General features: G+C 38.5%; 17 protein-coding genes. 10 read left to right on the top strand and 7 right to left on the bottom strand.

Annotation, left to right across the window (positions count from 1 at the left end):
* Positions 1 to 58: 58 nt before the first annotated feature.
* Both ABDV71_RS02295 and tsaE read left to right on the top strand, forming a co-directional pair.
* A complete protein-coding gene (locus ABDV71_RS02295; protein ID WP_343530805.1) occupies positions 59 to 1,612 on the top strand; it encodes a bifunctional response regulator/alkaline phosphatase family protein in 1,554 nt (517 codons plus the stop codon).
* A complete protein-coding gene (gene tsaE, locus ABDV71_RS02290; RefSeq protein ID WP_343530804.1) occupies positions 1,613 to 2,035 on the top strand; it encodes a tRNA (adenosine(37)-N6)-threonylcarbamoyltransferase complex ATPase subunit type 1 TsaE in 423 nt (140 codons plus the stop codon).
* 2 nt (positions 2,036 to 2,037) lie between these two features.
* On the opposite strand, the gene ABDV71_RS02285 is transcribed toward tsaE, so the two are convergent.
* Positions 2,038 to 3,864, bottom strand: a complete 1,827-nt coding sequence (locus ABDV71_RS02285) for a hypothetical protein (protein ID WP_343530803.1) — start codon at positions 3,862 to 3,864, stop codon at positions 2,038 to 2,040.
* A gap of 171 nt (positions 3,865 to 4,035) precedes the next feature.
* Here ABDV71_RS02285 and ABDV71_RS02280 point away from each other — a divergent pair, with 171 nt between their 5' ends.
* Entirely contained in the window at positions 4,036 to 5,262 is a 1,227-nt protein-coding gene (locus ABDV71_RS02280) for an alanine dehydrogenase (protein WP_343530802.1), read from the top strand.
* 3 nt (positions 5,263 to 5,265) lie between these two features.
* Positions 5,266 to 5,952 (top strand): M15 family metallopeptidase, encoded by a 687-nt coding sequence (locus ABDV71_RS02275; RefSeq protein WP_343530801.1) that lies wholly within the window; start codon positions 5,266 to 5,268, stop codon positions 5,950 to 5,952.
* Here ABDV71_RS02275 and ABDV71_RS02270 read toward each other — a convergent pair whose 3' ends face one another.
* The 4 genes from ABDV71_RS02270 to ABDV71_RS02255 all read right to left on the bottom strand — a co-directional run bounded on the left by ABDV71_RS02270 (position 5,953) and on the right by ABDV71_RS02255 (position 10,105).
* On the bottom strand, positions 5,953 to 6,474 hold the full coding sequence (locus tag ABDV71_RS02270) for a phosphoglycerate mutase family protein (protein WP_343530800.1): 522 nt from the start codon (positions 6,472 to 6,474) through the stop codon (positions 5,953 to 5,955). It abuts the gene before it with no gap.
* 35 nt (positions 6,475 to 6,509) lie between these two features.
* The gene (locus ABDV71_RS02265) at positions 6,510 to 7,565 is read right to left on the bottom strand and encodes an aminotransferase class I/II-fold pyridoxal phosphate-dependent enzyme (RefSeq protein WP_343530799.1); all 1,056 of its coding nucleotides are present in this window, start codon (positions 7,563 to 7,565) and stop codon (positions 6,510 to 6,512) included.
* Positions 7,566 to 8,609: a glycosyl hydrolase family 18 protein gene (locus ABDV71_RS02260; protein ID WP_343530798.1), complete on the bottom strand. Its 1,044-nt coding sequence runs from the start codon at positions 8,607 to 8,609 to the stop codon at positions 7,566 to 7,568.
* A gap of 167 nt (positions 8,610 to 8,776) precedes the next feature.
* Complete coding sequence (locus ABDV71_RS02255; RefSeq protein WP_343530797.1) at positions 8,777 to 10,105, bottom strand: D-alanyl-D-alanine carboxypeptidase; 1,329 nt, start codon at positions 10,103 to 10,105, stop codon at positions 8,777 to 8,779.
* Positions 10,106 to 10,208: 103 nt separating this feature from the next.
* On the opposite strand from ABDV71_RS02255, the gene ABDV71_RS02250 reads away from it, so the two are divergent.
* The 4 genes from ABDV71_RS02250 to ABDV71_RS02235 all read left to right on the top strand — a co-directional run bounded on the left by ABDV71_RS02250 (position 10,209) and on the right by ABDV71_RS02235 (position 13,580).
* Positions 10,209 to 11,447 (top strand): aspartyl protease family protein, encoded by a 1,239-nt coding sequence (locus tag ABDV71_RS02250; protein WP_343530796.1) that lies wholly within the window; start codon positions 10,209 to 10,211, stop codon positions 11,445 to 11,447.
* A gap of 6 nt (positions 11,448 to 11,453) precedes the next feature.
* Positions 11,454 to 12,323: a phosphodiester glycosidase family protein gene (locus ABDV71_RS02245; protein WP_343530795.1), complete on the top strand. Its 870-nt coding sequence runs from the start codon at positions 11,454 to 11,456 to the stop codon at positions 12,321 to 12,323.
* A complete protein-coding gene (locus ABDV71_RS02240; RefSeq protein ID WP_343530794.1) occupies positions 12,271 to 13,299 on the top strand; it encodes a hypothetical protein in 1,029 nt (342 codons plus the stop codon). Before ABDV71_RS02245 ends, ABDV71_RS02240 begins: the two co-directional genes overlap by 53 nt.
* A gap of 89 nt (positions 13,300 to 13,388) precedes the next feature.
* On the top strand, positions 13,389 to 13,580 hold the full coding sequence (locus ABDV71_RS02235) for a cold-shock protein (protein ID WP_113647558.1): 192 nt from the start codon (positions 13,389 to 13,391) through the stop codon (positions 13,578 to 13,580).
* A gap of 73 nt (positions 13,581 to 13,653) precedes the next feature.
* Here the strand turns inward: ABDV71_RS02235 and ABDV71_RS02230 are convergent, their stop codons facing one another.
* On the bottom strand, positions 13,654 to 14,439 hold the full coding sequence (locus tag ABDV71_RS02230) for a glycerophosphodiester phosphodiesterase family protein (RefSeq protein ID WP_343530793.1): 786 nt from the start codon (positions 14,437 to 14,439) through the stop codon (positions 13,654 to 13,656).
* Positions 14,440 to 14,635: 196 nt separating this feature from the next.
* Here ABDV71_RS02230 and ABDV71_RS02225 point away from each other — a divergent pair, with 196 nt between their 5' ends.
* Positions 14,636 to 17,953 (top strand): DUF4175 family protein, encoded by a 3,318-nt coding sequence (locus ABDV71_RS02225; protein ID WP_343530792.1) that lies wholly within the window; start codon positions 14,636 to 14,638, stop codon positions 17,951 to 17,953.
* Between the two features lie 136 nt (positions 17,954 to 18,089).
* Entirely contained in the window at positions 18,090 to 18,509 is a 420-nt protein-coding gene (gene ybeY / locus ABDV71_RS02220; protein WP_343530791.1) for an rRNA maturation RNase YbeY, read from the top strand.
* A gap of 187 nt (positions 18,510 to 18,696) precedes the next feature.
* On the opposite strand, the gene ABDV71_RS02215 is transcribed toward ybeY, so the two are convergent.
* Positions 18,697 to 19,317 (bottom strand): PepSY-associated TM helix domain-containing protein, encoded by a 621-nt coding sequence (locus ABDV71_RS02215; protein ID WP_343530790.1) that lies wholly within the window; start codon positions 19,315 to 19,317, stop codon positions 18,697 to 18,699.
* Positions 19,318 to 19,320 lie beyond the last annotated feature (3 nt).

Below are 19,320 nucleotides of genomic sequence, written 5' to 3'. Positions count from 1 at the left end.
CGACAGTAAAAAAGCTAAGCGCTTTTTAATCTTTTAATTTACAAAAAAAGGATACAACATGCAGGAAACGAAGATATTATGGGCAGATGATGAAATTAACCTGCTTAAGCCACATATTTTATTACTGAACGAAAAGGGCTACGCTGTTAGTACTTTCACAAATGGTAACGATGCATTGGAGGCTTTTGCAAAAGAACATTTTGATTTGGTTTTCCTGGATGAGAATATGCCAGGTCTCACTGGATTAGAAACACTTTCGGCCATTAAGAATATCCGTTCCGATGTTCCTGTGGTGTTGATTACCAAAAGTGAGGAAGAAAATTTGATGGAAGATGCTATTGGTTCTAAGATAGATGACTACCTGATCAAACCTGTAAACCCAAAACAGGTATTACTGACCATCAAAAAATTGATAGATAATAAAAGACTCGTAAGCGCAAAAACTTCTTCGGCTTATCAACAAGATTTTAGACGCCTGGGCATGACGCTTAACGACAAGTTGAGCTACGATGAATGGGTAGAAGTGTACAAAAAATTAGTTTTTTGGGAGCTTGAATTGGAAAAACTGGACGACCCCCAAATGCACGAAATATTGACCATGCAAAAAGCGGAAGCCAATATGCAATTCTCAAAATTTGTGGAAAACCATTATATCGATTGGATTAACGGCAGTGCTGATGCTCCTTTATTTTCACATGAACTACTGAAGAAAAAAGTATTCCCGCTAATCAATAGCAACAATCCGGTATTTTTTATCTTGATTGATAATTTAAGATATGATCAGTGGAAAATTATCAACCCATTGATTACAGAATATTTCCGTTTGGAAGAAGAAGATACTTATTCAAGTATTCTACCTACGGCAACGCAGTATGCCAGAAATGCCATTTTTTCAGGCCTTACACCTTTAGACATGGAAAAAAGATTTCCATCTTTATGGCAAAATGACGACGACGAGGGCGGCAAAAACCTACATGAAGAAGCTTTCTTGGACGACCAAATTAAACGCTCGTTAAGGAAAGATTGCAAATTCAGTTATCATAAAATCCTTACTTTTGACCAAGGAAAAGATTTAGTAGATCAAGTGAATAATTTGATGCATAATGAATTCAATGCCATTGTTTTCAATTTTGTGGACATGTTATCCCACGCCCGCACCGACATGCAGATGATTAGGGAACTTGCCAATGATGATGCCGCCTACCGATCATTGACCTTATCTTGGTTTGAGCACTCTCCTTTGTTAGATTTGATCAAGAAACTTTCCCAAAAGCGCGTGAAACTGGTTATTACCACTGATCATGGTACTATTCGTGTAAAAACACCAAGCAAGGTTATTGGAGACAGAAGCACTAATACCAATTTACGTTATAAACAGGGCAAAAACCTGAATTATAATCCGAAGGAAGTGTTTTTAATCAAAAACCCACATGAAGCGAAATTGCCTAAGGTGAATATCAGTTCTAATTATATCTTTGCCAAAGAGGATCAATATTTCGTTTATCAGAATAATTACAATCAGTTTGTAAATTATTATAACGAGACGTTTCAGCACGGAGGTATTTCTATGGAAGAAATGATTATCCCTATTGTAACCTATAGCGCCAAATAGATGCAGTTAACCATCAATGACCTTGAGGAGCTACCCAAAGTAGCCCAAGCCCTTCTAAATTATGCCAATGATCAAAATTTCTTCATTTTTGAAGGAGAAATGGCTGCGGGGAAAACCACATTTATTAAAGCTTTTTGTAAAGCCCTGGGCGTTACCGATGTAGTAAGCAGTCCAACATTTTCTATTGTTAACGAATACGAAAGTAACCATGGCCCTGTTTATCATTTTGATTTCTATAGGCTTAAAAACCTACAGGAAGCTTATGATATTGGCTATGAAGAGTACTTTTATAGCGGAAACTATTGTTTAGTAGAATGGCCCTCGAAGGTAGAAGAGCTACTCCCAGAGGGATATATTAAAATTCAAATAACCGTTACTGACAATGAGCAACGGCTATTTGAATTTTCGAAAGAGAACTCCTAACATTAAACCTGCGTTTTTACTACATCTTTAAGTCCGGTTGTTGCTTTTTCTTTAACTTGTGCTTTTGGTTTGGCCTTTGGTTTAGGTCCAGCAACCCCTTTTTCACTAATACTTTTTCCTTGTGGTTCGTTTTTACGCCCGCCAGTATAGGTTCTTACTTCTTTAGCATTAATGTTTGTGCTTGTAGCGGCGGTTTTGTTACTTTTCAAAACCTCAACCTTTCTTCTTGAAGCACTACGTTTAACTCCTTTTGAGCTAATGCTTTTGTTGGTTTGAGGCATTGCCTCTTCTACAATAAGTTTATAATTTCCTTGTTCCAACACTTCAAAGTCAACTTTCCCATTTCCATCTGTAGGCAAAATGATGTAATTACCTCCTGGATTTTTTCCGCCCTTTACAATAATTCCACCTATTGGATTCCCTGGTTTAGCCATAGCTTCCGCGGTACGTTTAACTCCTTTTGAGCTAATGCTTTTTCCCGCGGGTTGCGCTGGCGATGTCATTTGAAAGGCGTAGCTTCCTATCTCAAGATTATCTAAAAGCACTTCTCCATTGTTGTTTGAAACCAAAATCATATTTCCTCCAGGGTTTTTACCTCCTTTTACTACTATACCACCTATTGGGGTGCCAGGTTTTGCCATGGCGTCACTGCGTTTAACACCTTTTTCGCTGATGCTTTTACCTTGTGGCATTGCCCCACCAAGTAACGAGGCTCCTTGTCCAATCGCATTTCCTCCTGATTGTAACCCTGAAGCTACTTTCTCCCCAAAAGTTTTTCCTTGGGTTTGTTTGACCGTTACGTCGCTTTGTATAGATTTTTGCTCAAACATTGGGTTTACGCCTTTTATGCCTTTATCTTCATAAACGGGATTGACCGTCTCGTTCGACTGCACCTTGGCCCCAAAAGAGGTATTTGGTGTTTGGCGGGTGCTGGTAGGTGTCATCGATAAACGATTTGCAGTTGTTGCTGAATCCTGCGCCATTGTTGTGTTTCCAGAATTTGCTACACCCTTTGCATATGAAGCAGAAGCTGCGCCAGAACCTCCCTTACTTCCTTTCGTTTTTCCAATGGATAACGCCAAACCGAAATTTAGTTCCGTAAAATTATACCTGCTAGTGCTTACTTTGTGTTCCCAAGAACCATTCGCCAACTGGCTCGCCTCGTACATTTTCTTGTCATTAAATCCGCCTTGTGGCACTCGTTGTGAAGTGGTATGGCTCATTTCGGGACCCAGCCACATGGCTGGACTAATAAACAATGAAAGGTTTGGATTAATGGCATAGCCAACTTTCAATTGCGGCTTAAAAGCTAAACCACTCGTGCTCTGCGCTTCAGATTTCACCAATGCTAGCTGTTGATTTTGACCATTAATAGTTGCACTCCCTGTTTGTACAAAGCCATTTTGTTTTACTCTTAAATAGCCAGAATTAAGGGACGGAGAAATATTGATCTTCCCAAATGAAAAACTTGCCTGAATACCCAACATACCTGAAAAACTGGAGGAAGCAGCTCCTTTTTGGGAGATAACCGATAAATTTCCCCCATAAATCTGATATTGATCTGCCACTAAAGCATTGTCTGGGGAAGGATTTTTCAATGTTGCATAGTTTCCGAGAACATTTAGGCCTAGTGCGAAATTGCCTACTTTACTATAAAAAGGAACAAAGGCATCCGCCTGTACATTTAAACCATTTCCCATTCCCATGGCTTTATTCTCACTACTTGCATTTGCCATGCCCGCCCCCAATGATAACTTTAATTTATTTTCTTGTGCAAAAACGATTTGTGCCGAAATCAATATGATGCTAATTGTAAAAGTTGTTTTCATATCATTATAAATATTTAGTTTACTTATTCATATATCAATTGACTCCGAATTTGTTACCCCTTCTTTTACCTAAAAGGTCTTATTGGTCTCAAGAATTGATTTTGTGAAGATCATTTTGACGAAATCCCTCAGTTTTTCGTATCTTCAATGCTTAAAACCATACCATAAATAATGGCTACAGGACTTCGCGATGAAATGGCTGCCATTGCTCAAAGGGGATTATTGCAAACCCAAGAAGCAATGCTAGAAACCGGAAAAAAAAGCAATAGTTTGTTTATTGGCATCCCAAAAGAAATATCCTATCAGGAATGTAGGATTGCTTTAACACCGCTATCGGTCGCACTTTTGGTGAATAATGGACACAAGGTAATTTTAGAGGCTGGCGCTGGAGATGGTGCAAATTTTAGCGACAAGGACTACAGTGAACAGGGTGCTCAAATTTCATTCAACAAAAAAGATGTATGGGCTGCTGACATTATCGTAAAAATTGCTCCGCCAACCTTGGAAGAAATAAGTATGATGCACAAGGGACAAACGCTTATTTCGGCCTTACAGATAGGCACCTTAAAAGCAGAAGTACTTAAAGGTTTATTGCACAAGAAAATTAATGCCCTATGTTTTGAGAACATCCGCGATGAAGGTAATGTGCTTACCGTAGTTCGTGCCATGAGTGAAATTGTTGGGGCTACCTCTATTTTTATTGCAGCAGAATACCTAAGCAGTGCTTTTGGAGGAAAAGGTTTAATGCTTGGGGGGTTCACCGGCGTTCCTCCTACCGAAATTGTCATTTTAGGTGCTGGCACTGTTGGCGAATATGCTGCAAGGACAGCCCTTTCGCTAGGTGCAGAGGTGAAGGTTTTTGATAGTTCGATTTTTAAGCTCAGAAGGCTTCAAAATAATTTAGGAAGTAGGGTTTTTACCTCGGTAATGCAGCCCATTGTATTGGCGAAGGCCATTACCACTTGCGATGTGGTCATCGGTGCCATTCGTTCAGATCACGGCCGTAGCCCTTGCGTGGTGATGGAAGAAACCGTGGCGAGAATGAAACCTCATTCTGTGGTGGTTGATGTAAGTATAGACCAAGGCGGATGCTTTGAAACTTCGGAAGTAACCAACCACAAAGATCCTACTTTTGTAAAGCACGATGTTATTCATTATTGTGTTCCAAATATTGCTTCTAGGGTCCCTCGTACTGCTTCATATGCCTTAACCAACATATTTGCGCCTATTTTGGTTGATATTGGCGACATGGGCGGGTTAATGAACATGGTTTGGAACAAACCAGGGATTAGAGAAGGGCTATATTGTTACCAAGGCCATTTAACCAATAAAGATTTGGCAACGATGTATAACCTTCCTTACAAAGATTTGGAATTACTTGTGCTTTCAAACCAATAGGCAATGAAAAAAAACCTGTTTCTACTTTTACTTTTTACCTTTAGTTTAAGCGCCTGTGCGCAAAAAAATGCACAAAACAAGTATGGGCTTAAGGTCGTCAACGATTTTAAAGCCTACAAGGCCGAAGTGGCCAAAAATCCAAACTTAGAATTGGTCGATATTAAAAAAGCAATCCCCTCTATTGTCCTGGAAATTCGTTATGCGACTAAAAACAACTTTATGGGCCAAGTTATGTATAAACAGGCAAGGGCTTTTGCTCGCAAACCAGTAGTTGAAAAATTAAAGCTGATACAAGCCGAACTAAAGAAAAAAGGTTATGGCCTTAAAATTTACGATGGCTATCGTCCTTATGCAGTAACCGTATCGTTTTACGAAAAAGCAGCAGACAAAAACTTTGTGGCAAACCCTGCCAAAGGTTCAAAGCATAACAGAGGCTGCGCGGTTGATTTAAGTATTATCGATTTGAAAACAGGAAAAGATGTGCCCATGCCAACGCCTTATGACAGTTTCGAAGCTGCGGCCGCACCACACTACAATAATTTGCCAGCTCATATCATCAAAAATCGGGACTTTCTAATCAATACGATGCAAGCAAATGGCTTTAAGGTAATTTACAATGAATGGTGGCACTTTGATTTCATTGGGTGGCAAGATTACGACCTGATGGACATTCCCTTTGAAAAACTATAACTATTTTTCTTTGCTTGTCACTCCGTATTTATCCGTTTTTACCTCCACTTTACCTCCTTTAATGGTTAAAGAAAATAGGTAATCGTATTCATCGTCAGCAATAGAGGGCACAGGGCGCTTAGCCCCAAAAGCTTCAATCAGCTCCAAAATCGTATTGGAATGACCAATGATCAATATTTTCTTGCCCGCAGCATTCATTTTTAATGATTTTGCCAATTGGGCGCCTTTTGATGGATCGTAAGTTTGGATACTGATTCCCGTGATGTCTGCCAAAGGAAAACCAGTAAGCTTTGTGCGTTTATAATCTGTAGAAAAAATGGTATCTAATCGCTGACTTTTAAGCTCTTTTTTTAAAGCTTCTGCTCTTTGGGCTCCTGCACCAGATAAATCTGGATCTTTGTCTTTGGGGTCTGAGGTATCTTTTTCAGCATGCCTAACAATCCAAACTTTTAGTGTTTTTTGAGCAAAGCCTATTTGTTGCAAGCCCAACACTAAAACCAATGCAAGTATCAATTTTTTCATCTTCAATTCATTTAAACCCTATATAACTCTAGAAGTTAAACCTTCAAGGCTGAAATCAATTTTAAAATATCAGCCTCGCTGTGCCAACTAGAAAGCACAATACGATTTAAAATCTCTCCATTTCTATCGGGATATGGAAAAGACGAAATTAGAATTTTTTCTCTCAATAATTGTTGCTCTATATCATGTCGTTTACATAAAAATACCGGAAACCCCCTCACGTAGTGCCAAGCAGCTTCATCGTCCAATAATTCTGTGAATTTTTTGACGTTTTGTTGAAGTTTCTGATATGCCTTAAGGTATATTTCCTCTGCTTTGATAAAAGCATGCAAACCCGCGGCAGCAGGAGGCGAAGCTCCATAAAATTCGTCGCTTTGTTTTAGTTGTTGAATGGCCTGTTTGGATCCTAAAACAACCCCCGCATCAAGCCCAAGAGCCTTAGCCATAGAAGCCACAACAACGACTTCAACATGTTTAAGCTTAGGAACGTTTGGCAAAGCCCCCGCCCCTTCATTAAGGATTCCGATACCATGCGAATCATCAATAATCAATACAATCTTTTTATTGGAATTGATTTCCTTAATAAACCCGAAATCGTAAACTTCCGGATAAAGGTTATTCATGGAATTGCTCAACAAAACCCATCTTTCGGCTTCGCTTGAATTGATCTCGTTTACAATCTTTTGGCTCCAGCCTTCAAACTCAAGTCTATTTTCGGGATCCCCGTTTAACCAAATGGCGGGGTGACTGTTAGGGGCATATCTCAAATGACCGAAAGTGGCATAATGCTGCACCACAAGTTTTGCGGCCAAGTAGCCGCTAGAGCTAATTAATCCTGCCTCAGCACTATATTTTTGGGCAATATACGCTTCCGCTTCGTCATAAATTCCCAGCTGAACATTGTTGCCTCTACTGGTACCGTTGTTTAATCCATAGCGATCAATTCCCTGTATGTACAAGTCGATGAAATCTTTGTTTTGGGGAATGCCCAAATAAGCAGTTCCACCAAAATAAAGGTATTCGTTCCCGTCAACCGCAATGGCAGCGGATAATTTTTGATTTAAGTGATTAAAATTCTGTTGGGTACTCATTTAATAAGCTCGCCCTAATTTATCATTTGCAGCTTTAATTAACGAATTATCGTTGTTGCTATCGTGTGAAAATTCCCAAAACATGATTCCATTAGCCCTATCTTTTGCCAGTTGTGTTTTTTGTTGAATAGTGGCAATACCATTGTAACCGTATTGTACGCCACTCACCGTAGCTATATTCAAATTTATGTTCGCCCCTGAAGCTTCGATATCCCTATAGCCTATGGAAGCACCGCCTGCGCTTTTTCCATATAAAGGCATTCCAACCACCGCTTTTGCCTTTGGCAAATTCCTGCTAAGCCCAAGCCAATAATCTAAACTAGCTACGCTCATTTTATACGAAGCATGATTTAAGGGTTCCGTATTATCGTAACCAGCACCATCATACTGCATGATATTTAAAAAATCAATGTATTGGTAAGTACTTTGCAAAATGGCGTCCTTATTTGTAGAAGCATAAACCGCTGGGGTTACTGCTGCGCTGAGGAATTTTCCAATTTTATGCAACTCCGTAGAAAGTTCTTGCATAAGAGAATGGAAAGCATCTGAACCGCCATTGTCATTTCTTGGGTATTCCCAATCCATATCTACGCCATCCAATTCGTTACTTTTAGCAAAGTCCACAATATTTTTTACAAAATTAGCCCTTGCTGTAGCCGATTTTGCAATGGTTAAATAAGTGCTTTCTGTAATTCCCGTACCAGGGCCAATTGAAATCCCAAACTTTACATTATTTGCTTTTGCCTTGGCCTTAATCGTAGCAAATCTAGTTGGTTGAGCCAGGGGCTGCAAAGATCCATCTGCAGTTGCTGTTGGATTTAAAAAGGCATAAAAAAGATGCGTAATCATTTTATACTTATGGTCCGAAACCGTAGCTGGGTCTCTATAACTTGGCATATAGGCCACAATTTTAAAACTATTATCTGGCACATAAGGATTTACTGGCGTAGGTGGGGTTGGCTCATCAATAGGGGTTGCATCATTTTTCTTACAAGCAGTAAAGAATAGCGCTGCGCCTAATAAATAGAGTAATTGTTTTTTCATTGTTGGTTTTGGTTGGTTCTATTTTAATGGAGCGCTAGGTTACAATAGCTTAAAAGCTAAGTAATATTATAAAATCTTTTTTAAAACCGCAAGAACCTGCGCCGAGAATTAACAAAACACCCCAAAACCAAACAAAACACGGCTTTTGTTGCACAAAACAGCAAAAATTAAAAATTATCGTGAACAAATGTCATTACCCTAACCATTTCCTTTCTAACCTCGGCCGTGGGTTGCACGTAATTGTTGTTCATAAAGGAGTAATACAACAATTTCCCCTTTTTTGTAATAATATAACCGCTTTGATTATGTACGCCAGAAAGTGTCCCTGTTTTTCCATAAACGAAAGGAGTATCGGTTTTGGCGTAGGCGTTTCTTAAAGTCCCCGTTTTTCCTCCCGCCGGCAACATGCTAAATAGCCTTTCCTGATTGTTTACTTCCTTGTAAATCATATCCAAAAGCTTAATGATTGATCTTGGGGTAAACAAATTTCCTCGAGATAGTCCAGAGCCGTCCACCCATTTTGGTTTGTCGGGAAGTTCGGTCAGGTATTTTTCCTGTACTGCGGCAATAACTTTTGAAGTATTCATCTCTAATCCCAGTTTATCGGCATAAGTAAGTAGTAATTGTTCGGCTACAAAATTGTCTGAAGGCAACATTAATTGCCTAAATACATCGTCACTTTTCGAACTATAAATTGTTTTTGCGTTAGCTGGAAGAACCTCGTTAACCACTTGTATCTCTTTTTTCAAAGTATCTGCAAGTAAGGTTAAGGTTACATTGGTTCCGGTTTTAAATGGAATCTGCTGTTCGTAATTGGCCGTCGTTTTTACTGGTGGAAAATGAAATTTATTCACCAAAAACTCTCTTTGGGCATAAAACTTTGTGGCTTTACTACTGCTATCAGCGGTAAAGCAAGAATTAAAGATTTTAGGAAAAATATTCATTTCACCAGCTTGTTTAGCAGTAACCAGTACTACATTATCAAACAAAGGAAGCTCGGTAATTTCAGGCTGATAGTAGTCGTTATAGTCATCCCAACCCCAGCCGTTTCCAAAAAAATCCCCGGTATATCGGCCCACCGCGAAAAACAACTTTTTGTTAGTTTTTTTTAAGAACTCGATAGCTTTTGTGCCCTTTACAATGGTATGCAAGAGCGACGGGTCGCCCGTTCCCCAAAAAATCAAAGAATCTCCCCTTTCCACATATCTTAATGAAGGAATGGAATCGGGAGTAACTTTTAAACCGGCGTAAAAAGTGAATAATTTAGTGTTAGATGCGGGAGTAAAATATTTATCGGCATCCTTTTCTAAAATCATTTCCTTTGCGACAGGGTCGTATAAAGCAAACCCTACCTGATATTTGCCCAGCATTTGAGAGTTTTTAATTTCTTTTGATACTTTTTTAGAGATCATCTGATTAGGCTTACAGGCATAGACCAGTGAAACAGCTATAAAAAGTCCGTTAAATATTACCTTTTTCAATTTGATTTTATCCATAATGAATTTGCCATTTGTTAAATAGCGCAAATAGTTTAGTTGATTCTCACTTTTAAATATTCTCTCTATATACAAGTGTACTCTAATTTATTAATTTAGTTCTATGAACTCCAGCAAACCAAAGATACATTTTCTATTTTTTAGTGTTTTTTGGGTATTCCTATGCTTTTTAATTCCTATAAAAGCTACAGGGCAGGTATTTAAGTTCCAAACAGGCCGAAAACAACAGACAATTAGCTTTAGCCTTATTAAAAACCTTGTTATTATTCCTATTTACATTAATGGCAAAGGTCCTTTTGATTTTATTTTAGATACGGGCGCTAACCCAATGATTGTTACCGACTCAACTTTAAAAGAAAGCTTAAAGGTCCCCTATATACGGAATGTTAAAATTGGAGGTTATGGAAATTTTGATGGTGTTGATGCTTTCCTCGGTACCACCAGTGTAACCATCGGAGACGCAGAAGGAGAAAATATTCCGACTGTTTTTCTAAAGAATGACGCCTTGTCATTAAGTGGTTATGTCGGGAAAAAAATCTATGGTCTAATTGGCTTTAATTTTTTCAATAGTTTTGTCGTCAAAATCAACTATAATGATAAAACTTTAAAATTTATTTCTCCAGAAAAGAAAATAAAAATCAAAGGAGAGAAAATCCCGTTCCAGCTTATCGAGAACAAACCTTATATTACTGTTAACATAGAACAGGAAGGCCTAGGCCAAAGAACATTAAAAGCGCTATTGGATTGTGGTGCTAGCCATTCAATTTCTCTTGAAGCTTTGAAAAAAAATCCATTTCCAGTACCACGATTTTCAATTCAAGCAAATCTGGGGAGCGGGTTGACTGGTCCTATAAGCGGCCGGATGGGACGAGTGGAAGCCCTAACGCTCGGCAAATTCGTTTTCAAGGATGTTGTTGCCAACTATCCTAAATATCAAATTGACACCGCAAATAACCGAGAAAGAAATGCCAATTTAGGCGCAGAGCTGTTAAGTAGGTTTAACACCACTTATGATTATCGCAATTTATGTGTGTACATTAAAAAAAGTGCCCGTTTTAGCCAACCCTTTGAACATGATATGGCCGGGATTGAGCTTTATAACGAAGGGGGCCCCGCCTCTCGAACCATAATTTCAAAAGTAGACCCCGAATCTCCAGCAGAATTAATTGGCCTAAAAGAAGGCGACGAAATTACTGCAATCAATTTCAAAAGTATCGAAGATTATTCGATAGATGAAATTGGTAGTATTTTTAAAGCCAAAAACGGGTATAGCGTTATTTTAGAAATATGGAGAGATAAATCCTTCTTAATCAAGTTATTGAAACTTAAAAAACGTATATAAATTCCAATGATGAAATCTCTTCTCCGTGTATTGCTGTTAACGTTCGTCTCCTTCAATATTTATGCCCAAGACCTAGATTCGATTAGCTTTTCAAAAGCGAAATGGGGAAAAACCTCAGTTGCAAAAAAGACCAAGCTTTTCACCCATCAATTTACAGATAGCAGCTTATTTAAAGCCAACCAATACATCAGCTTTGTAGAAGTTAAAAACCATAAAAAAGCGCCTGACTTTTTTATCGGATACGACAAAAAAGAATTGATTAAAACGGCTGTTTTTGCTCAGAAATATCAAGCTAAGGCCGCAATAAATGGCACTTTTTTCGATATTAAAAATGGCGGCTCTGTTGATTTTCTCAAAGTAAACGATACCGTTATCAACCAAAACAGGGAAGAAAAAAACAACATTCGTGCGCTACACCAGCGAGCGGCCGTGGTGATCAATCATCATTTGCTCAACATCAAAAAATGGGATAGTTCCACCTCTTGGGAAAACAACCTAACCGACCAGAATGTAATGCTTAGCGGACCTCTTCTAATTTTCAATAACGAAAAAGAAAAATTGGATTCCGTTCCGTTTAATAAATTACGTCACCCCCGCTCTGCCATAGGCATCAAGCCCGATGGTACGGTGTTAATGCTTACCGTTGACGGCAGACAGCAAAACTCAGCAGGAATGAGTCTTTTTGAACTTACTAAAATCATGAAATGGCTAGGCTGCAGCAGCGCAATCAATTTAGATGGGGGCGGTTCAACTACGCTATGGGTAAGTGGTTATGGCGAAAACGGCGTGGTAAATCATCCTTCCGACAATAAAAAATGGGATCATGAAGGCGAAAGAAAGGTTGCCAACGTTATTTTTATTAAAGCCAAACCATAACTTTGTGCCGCTACTTTACACCTTAATTGCAAAAATGAGCCTTAAACGAACATTTTTTATTACCACATTAGTTTCCATTGCCCTATACGCCTGCAACAGTCAATCAGAAAAGAAAACAACAACTAAAGATGATACCCCTGCTGAAAGCCTCACTTTTAGAGAAGTGGATGGTATCCGTTTTTATGAAGTAAAACGAAGATTTAGCAATGGCCTGTCTTTCAACAAGGATGGCTTTATGCTGGTTCCTACTTGGATCATAGAATACAAGGCGCCTGACACCATGCTCGCCTATAGCCCTGAAAAAAGAGGTATGGAAGCCTTTTATTTACAGTTTGACCACGGAAAGGTGTACAATTTTGCTAGGGAGTTTTTTAGGGTAAAAATGATTGCCAAAGATAGCTTAGTGCTCCAGCGGTTACAGGTTGATGCGAGGGTAATTACCAAAGGCGAAGTTTCTGACGTAAACTGTACCTATTACACCAAAGATTATATCGAAAAAGTACTTAAAACCACTATTGGTGAGCTGCAAAGGCCAACAAAATTAGATACAGCCTTTATTAAAAAACTATCTGCCGCTACCTACAAGCACCCGGCAAATCCAGATACTGCATTTGCCGCCACCGAGCCTGTAGTGTTTGAACCAAACAGCAAGAATGTAAAAGTGGAGAAACTTGCCTATTCAGACAGTGCCCACGCCAAAAAATCATATGCCTACATGTACCCCGAATATAGGATTGAAATCAACAAATCCTATAAAGCTTTTCGTTTCCGCTTCTCGATGGTGGTTGATATAAAAGGCAATTTATATGTGAATAGGATCGAGGGCGTTTTACCCGAAGATGTGGCCTCTCGAAAGAAGCTGATACAGGGCATTGCCGACGTTTATATGAAGAATCTACTTCATATAAAACCAGGCACAACAATGGGCATTCCACACTCTAGTGAGGTAACTATCAACCTAGTGGGAAACCCATAAATGGAAATTCTAACAAAAAATTAACCATAGATTTTGTGGTTATCCCGAATTTAATCTGTACCTTGCCAACTTACTTAATTAAAATAATAATGCAAGAAGGAACAGTAAAATTCTTTAATGTAACCAAAGGTTTCGGTTTCATTATCCCTTCAAATGGAGATGCCGAGATTTTTGTACATTCAACAGGCCTAATCGACGAAATTCGTGAAAACGATAAAGTTCAATACGATGTTGAAAACGGTAGAAAAGGCTTAAACGCCGTTAATGTGAAAGTAATCTAATTATTATCATATTTACCAAAAAAAGGCCCCGAAAATTTCGGGGCCTTTTTTATGCTTAAGGAAAACGGTGGCCTTACTTCTTGATTTTTGTAAATAATAATTCTGGTTCGTTGGTGGTCATATAATCTACTTTTTGCTCCAATAACCAGTCCATATCTTTAGCCGCATTTACCGTCCAAACGTTAATGATCAAACCTGCTGCTTTTGCCTGTGCAATCCAGTCCGGATTTTTCTTAAATACGCCTTGGTTGTAATCTAAACCATAAAAACCTTGCTCCTTCAGCTTTGCCGGCTCTATTTCACCGTTCAGATATGAAACTCTTGCGCCAGGTACGTTGGCAATTAGGTATTTACAGATGTAATGACTAAAGCTGATATATTCAATCCAAGGGGCTGCTTTAAGATCATTTACCATCGCGATTACTTTTTTGGTAAGCTCCTCTTCCTTTTCTTGTGTTTTTTGAGGTTTAACTTCTAAAATCAACTTGGTTTTTTTCTGCTTCATCCCAGCCTTTAAATATTCTTCTAAAGTAGGAATGCTTTCGCCATTGCTTAGTTTTTTATATTCTACCAATTCTTTATAGGTACTTGTCGCAATATCTTTCCCAAGGAAATCAGCGTTATGGTTAACTACGGGCACACCGTCTGCTGTAAGCTGAACATCAAATTCACTCCCAAAACAACCTATACGAATGGCTTCATTTAAAGAAGCAATAGAATTTTCAGGCAAACCTTGGGTTTTGAATGCTCCACGGTGAGCAATCACCATGTTTTTATTCCACGATTTAATTTGTTTTTGTGCAAAGGCCGTTCCAGTAATCATTAATGCTAAAATAGCCACAAAAATTTTTCTGTTCATGTGTGTAAGTATTTAATTTGATCGGGTTGAAGGCTGCAATATACAGTCTTTATGGTTGCATTTTGTTTTTATTGATTATATTTTATTTCTAATTTACGTTTTATGCTCATTATTTTAAAACAAATTGAAAGTTTTGGCTAAAATTTATCTTTTTTTATTTAAGCGCACATTCTTTACCTTTATTGTCGTTTAAATGATGATGGGCAACAACTATAGCTTACTAATATCAAAAATCAATGAGTTCACCCGAAAGTTTTACCTCAATAAACTTTTGCGTGGAAGTATTTATGCTGCCGCACTTATTTTAAGCCTTTATCTATGTCTCTTCGTCTGGATTTTTTATACCTATCCGAGCATCTCCACCAAAACCCTCCTTTTCTTCTCTTTTATTGCCGTTTCACTATTAGCCATAGGCCTATGGATCATTAAACCCGCACTTTCCTATTTCAAACTCAGTAAAACCATAGGATTAGAAGAAGCTGCAAACTTAATCGGAAATCATTTCTTTAATGTTAAGGATAGGTTACTGAATACTTTACAGCTAAAAGAACTGGCGGATAGTTCGCCGCAAAACAGTGCGCTTATTTTAGCTGGTATTGATCAAAAAATAAACGAGCTAAAACCTATTCCCTTTTCTACCGCTATTAATTTGGGTGAAAATAAAAAACACATCAAATACATTGCACTTCCTTTGGCTGTCATCATGCTGATTGGCATTTTGGCTCCTGCCATTTTAAAAGAAGGAACCAGCAGTTTTATCCGTTATGATCAGGAAGTACTGCCCCAAGCCCCATTCCAATTTTTGGTAGAAAACAACCACCTAAATGTGACGCAGGGCGATGACCTAACCGTTAAGCTTAAACTCACTGGCGATGAATTTCCACAAGATATTTACCTAGAAGATGGGGTGAATAGCTATAAGTTAGAAAAGCAGGACATCAGCCATTTTAGCCATACCTTCAAGAATATCCAAAAAGATAAGGTCGTCCGTTTTTCTGGCGGTGGATTTAGTTCTATCAGTCATACCATTAGTGTAAAACCTCGTCCTTCTTTACTAAATCTTAGTGCCACTTTAACTTATCCAGCGTATCTAAATAGAAAACCGGAAGAAGTTCCAAATGTTGGCGATTTGCTAATCCCCGAAGGGACAAAAGTGAATTGGAAGCTAAAGACAGAAAACAGCGAAGAAATTAGTTTTATTTTTCAGCAAAAAGCCCATCAATTATCGGTTGAAGATAACCAAGCAAGCTTTACGGCCACGATTAAATCAAACGGAAATTACCAAATTGTCCCAAAAAATAAATACGTAAGTCTGCAGGATTCGTTGAGCCACCAATTGACCGTTATTGTGGATCAATACCCAACCATTTCCGTTACGGAAACGCCAGATAGTTTAAGCAGCAAGGCGCTCTATTTTAATGGTGTGGTAAACGACGACTATGGATTTTCCTCTCTAAAATTCAAATACCAAATCAAGGAGCAAAACAAATTGGTGGCACAAGGTTCAAAAACCATTGCCATAAAAAACAATCAAACCGAAAATAACTTTTTCCATTTTTGGAACTTAAACGAACTAAAAGCTAAACCAGGCCAAACTATCGAATATTTCTTTGAAATTGCCGATAACGATGGGGTAAACGGTGCAAAAATTGCTCGTTCTGAAATTAAAACGTACCAAGCGCCAACCCAACAGCAAATTGCCGAAAAATTAGCCGAAGGAAGTCAATCGCTAAAACAGAAAATGGAGCAGACCATTAAATTAGCGAACAGCATCGAAAAAGAAAGTAAAAAGTTAAGCGAAAGCCTGTTGGAAAAAAAGCAGCTTAATTTTGAAGATAAAAAACAGATTGAGCAATTGTTAGACAAACAAAAACAATTAGACGAGGCAGTAAAAGACATTAAAGCTCAAAATGAAAAAAATAATTTCGATAAGCAAGAAAACAATACGCTGAACGAGGAGCTTAAAGAAAAGCAGAAAAAAATAGATGAACTTTTCAACAACGTATTAGACGAAAAAACAAAAGAGCTGCTACAAAAGCTTCAACAGTTAATGGACCGAAACAACAAGGAACAAACCCGTAACGAGCTCTCAAAAATGCAAATGGACAATAAGTCGGTAAAAAATGAGCTTGACCGTATCCTTGAACTTTACAAACAACTGGAGTTTGAGCAAAGTTTGCAGAACAAAATTGACCGTTTGAACGAGATGGCTAAGCAGCAAAAAGATCTGTCGGAGCAGAGCAAGGACAAAAATTCTTCCTCTCAAGACCTTAAGGATAAGCAAGACCAACTTAATAAGGACTTTAAAGACCTAAAAAAGGAACTGCAGGACCTAGAAAAAAAGAACCAGGCCTTGGAGCGTCCAAACAACTATAAAAATCCTGAAAAGGAGACCGATCAAATCGAGAAAACCCAACAAGATAGTAAAGAACAGCTTAATCAGAATAACAAACAAAAAGCTTCTGATAAGCAGCAGCAGGCCGGCCAACAAATGCAACAATTGGCCCAACAAATGCAAGAGCAACAACAGGATGGTGCCGAGCAGGAAAACAAAGTGAATGCTCAGGAGCTTCGCAAGCTGTTGGAAAATCTGTTAAATACCTCTTTCGAGCAAGAAAAAGTAATGGAATCGTTCCGTAAAATGAGTGCTTCTGACCCTGCTTATGTGCAACAGGCTCAAAAGCAAAACATGATACGGGACAATATGAAAACCATTGCCGACAGCCTTTTTTCATTGAGCAAACGGGTTCCGCAAATAGAAAGCGTAGTAAATGCCGAAGTGGAGAAAATCAACTTTAATATCGGCAAATCCATCGATTTTTTGGGGGATAGAAGAACCGGAGAGGCTAATCGCTCGCAACAGTTTACCATGACTTCGCTCAACAATTTGGCATTAATGCTCAATGAGGCTTTGGAACAATTGCAAAACGCCATGAAAAACGCCAAAGGCGGAAAAGGCAAACAAAAACAAGGCATGCAACAACTACAGCAAATGCAGGATCAGCTGAATAAAAATATGCAGCAGGCTAAGGATAAAATGGAACGTGAGGGCAATCAGGGCACGGTACCCAAAGGCCAAATGAGCCAAGAGTTTGCCAAAATGGCCCAGCAACAGCAAATGATCAGGGAAGCTTTGGAAAAAATCAACAAGGAAGACAATAAAGATGGCAAAGGTTCCATGGGCAATTTGAACCAGGCCATCCAGGAAATGAAGCAGTCTGAGTTGGATTTGGTGAATAAACGCATCAACCAAGAAACGCTTAGAAGACAAAAAAACTTAATGGTTAAATTGTTGGATGCCGAAAAAGCACAACGTGAACAAGATGAGGATTCGAAACGGGAAAGCAATGCCGCGAAGCAATTTCCTCCATCCTATCAACAAATGTTGGAGAAGTTCAACAAAAGCATGCAGAGCGAAAGTGAACTGATTCAAAAACTTCCTCCAAACCTCAATTACTACTATAAAAACAAAGTAGCGGAATATTTTAGATTGCTAAACTCTACGAAAAAATAATCTTCTTGTCATTGCTAGGCATGAAGCAATATTGTACAGATAGGTCTCCCCTCGAAATGAAAATCCTTTCGGATTTAAGCCCTTGTTCGACAACTATACATTTTGAATTTTTACTTTTGCCTTTTAACTCATCCCCATGCCAAAAATCAATTTCTTTACAGAAGACACCAGTTATGACCTCAAAGGAAAAATCGCCATTAGAAAATGGATTACCGAAACCATTACCAATGAAGGCTACACTTTAAACGAGCTGAACTTTATTTTTTGTTCTGACGAATATTTGCTGCGTGTAAACCAAGATTTCCTTCAACATGACTATTATACCGATGTGATCACTTTTGACAACTCAGAGGAGCTTAAAATGATTTTAGGGGATATTTTTATCAGCATAGACAGAGTAAAGGATAATGCCAAGCAAAATAAGGTCTCTACGCACGATGAGTTATGCCGTATTATGATCCACGGAACCTTGCATTTGCTTGGCTACAGGGATAAAACCAAAAAAGCCAAGCTTGAAATGACAGCTAAGGAAGACTTTTACCTAAACAGGCGATAAGTTTTAAATTAGGATTTTTTCTAAAATAGCTTGATTTATAAGTTAACCAACAACGTGATGAAAAAAGCGAAAGAGCTGAATTTATAAAACAAATCTCCTACTCTTTTTGTCATTCAGAGTGAAACGAAGAATCCATGCTCTCTTTCAGACTTACGAAGTTTTTGAAACTTCGTAAGTCTTTAATACCCTAATGCACAAAAATCAAATAAATCAGATAGCTTAAAGCCAGTCCTAAAACAGCAGTAACAATTCCCGAAACTCGTTTCTTTTTGATAAAGAGTAATAAAACCAGCCCTGTTAAAGAAACCATGATAAGGAAAATCGCAGAAACATCAATTAGCGAGCTCCATCCTTTTCCTGAGTCCCTACCTTTGTGCAAATCGTTCCAAAGCGCAATTACCCCTTTTTTTATTTCGGTAACTTCATAATTGCCCTTTTCTCGATCAATAAAAACATCAGCAGAATAAGCTGGGCCCTTAAATGTGATGCTCACTTCGTAGTCTTCTATCCTAAAATCACTGACAGCACCCTTCAATTTGTATTTGCCCCGCAGAAACTCTACGATTTCCATCTTGGCAATTTTATTGGTATCGGGCTGATTTACCCATTGCACCATCAATTTTCCCGTATGCTTCTCTTCTATCTGTTTTTCGGCACCAAACCACGTTGGATGGTTAAGCGTTAATCCGGTGAAGGAGAAGAACAGGACGATAGCAAAACTTATCATCGAAAGGTAGATATGCAACCAACGAGATAATTTGACAACATCTTTCTTTACCCTTCCTCCTTTTGTCTTTTTAGTACTCAAATC

The sequence above is a fragment of the Pedobacter sp. genome (assembly GCF_039594775.1).
Classification (GTDB): domain Bacteria; phylum Bacteroidota; class Bacteroidia; order Sphingobacteriales; family Sphingobacteriaceae; genus Pedobacter.
Note: the sequence above shows the minus strand (reverse complement) of the source record. Positions and strands in the feature narration are given on the sequence as shown.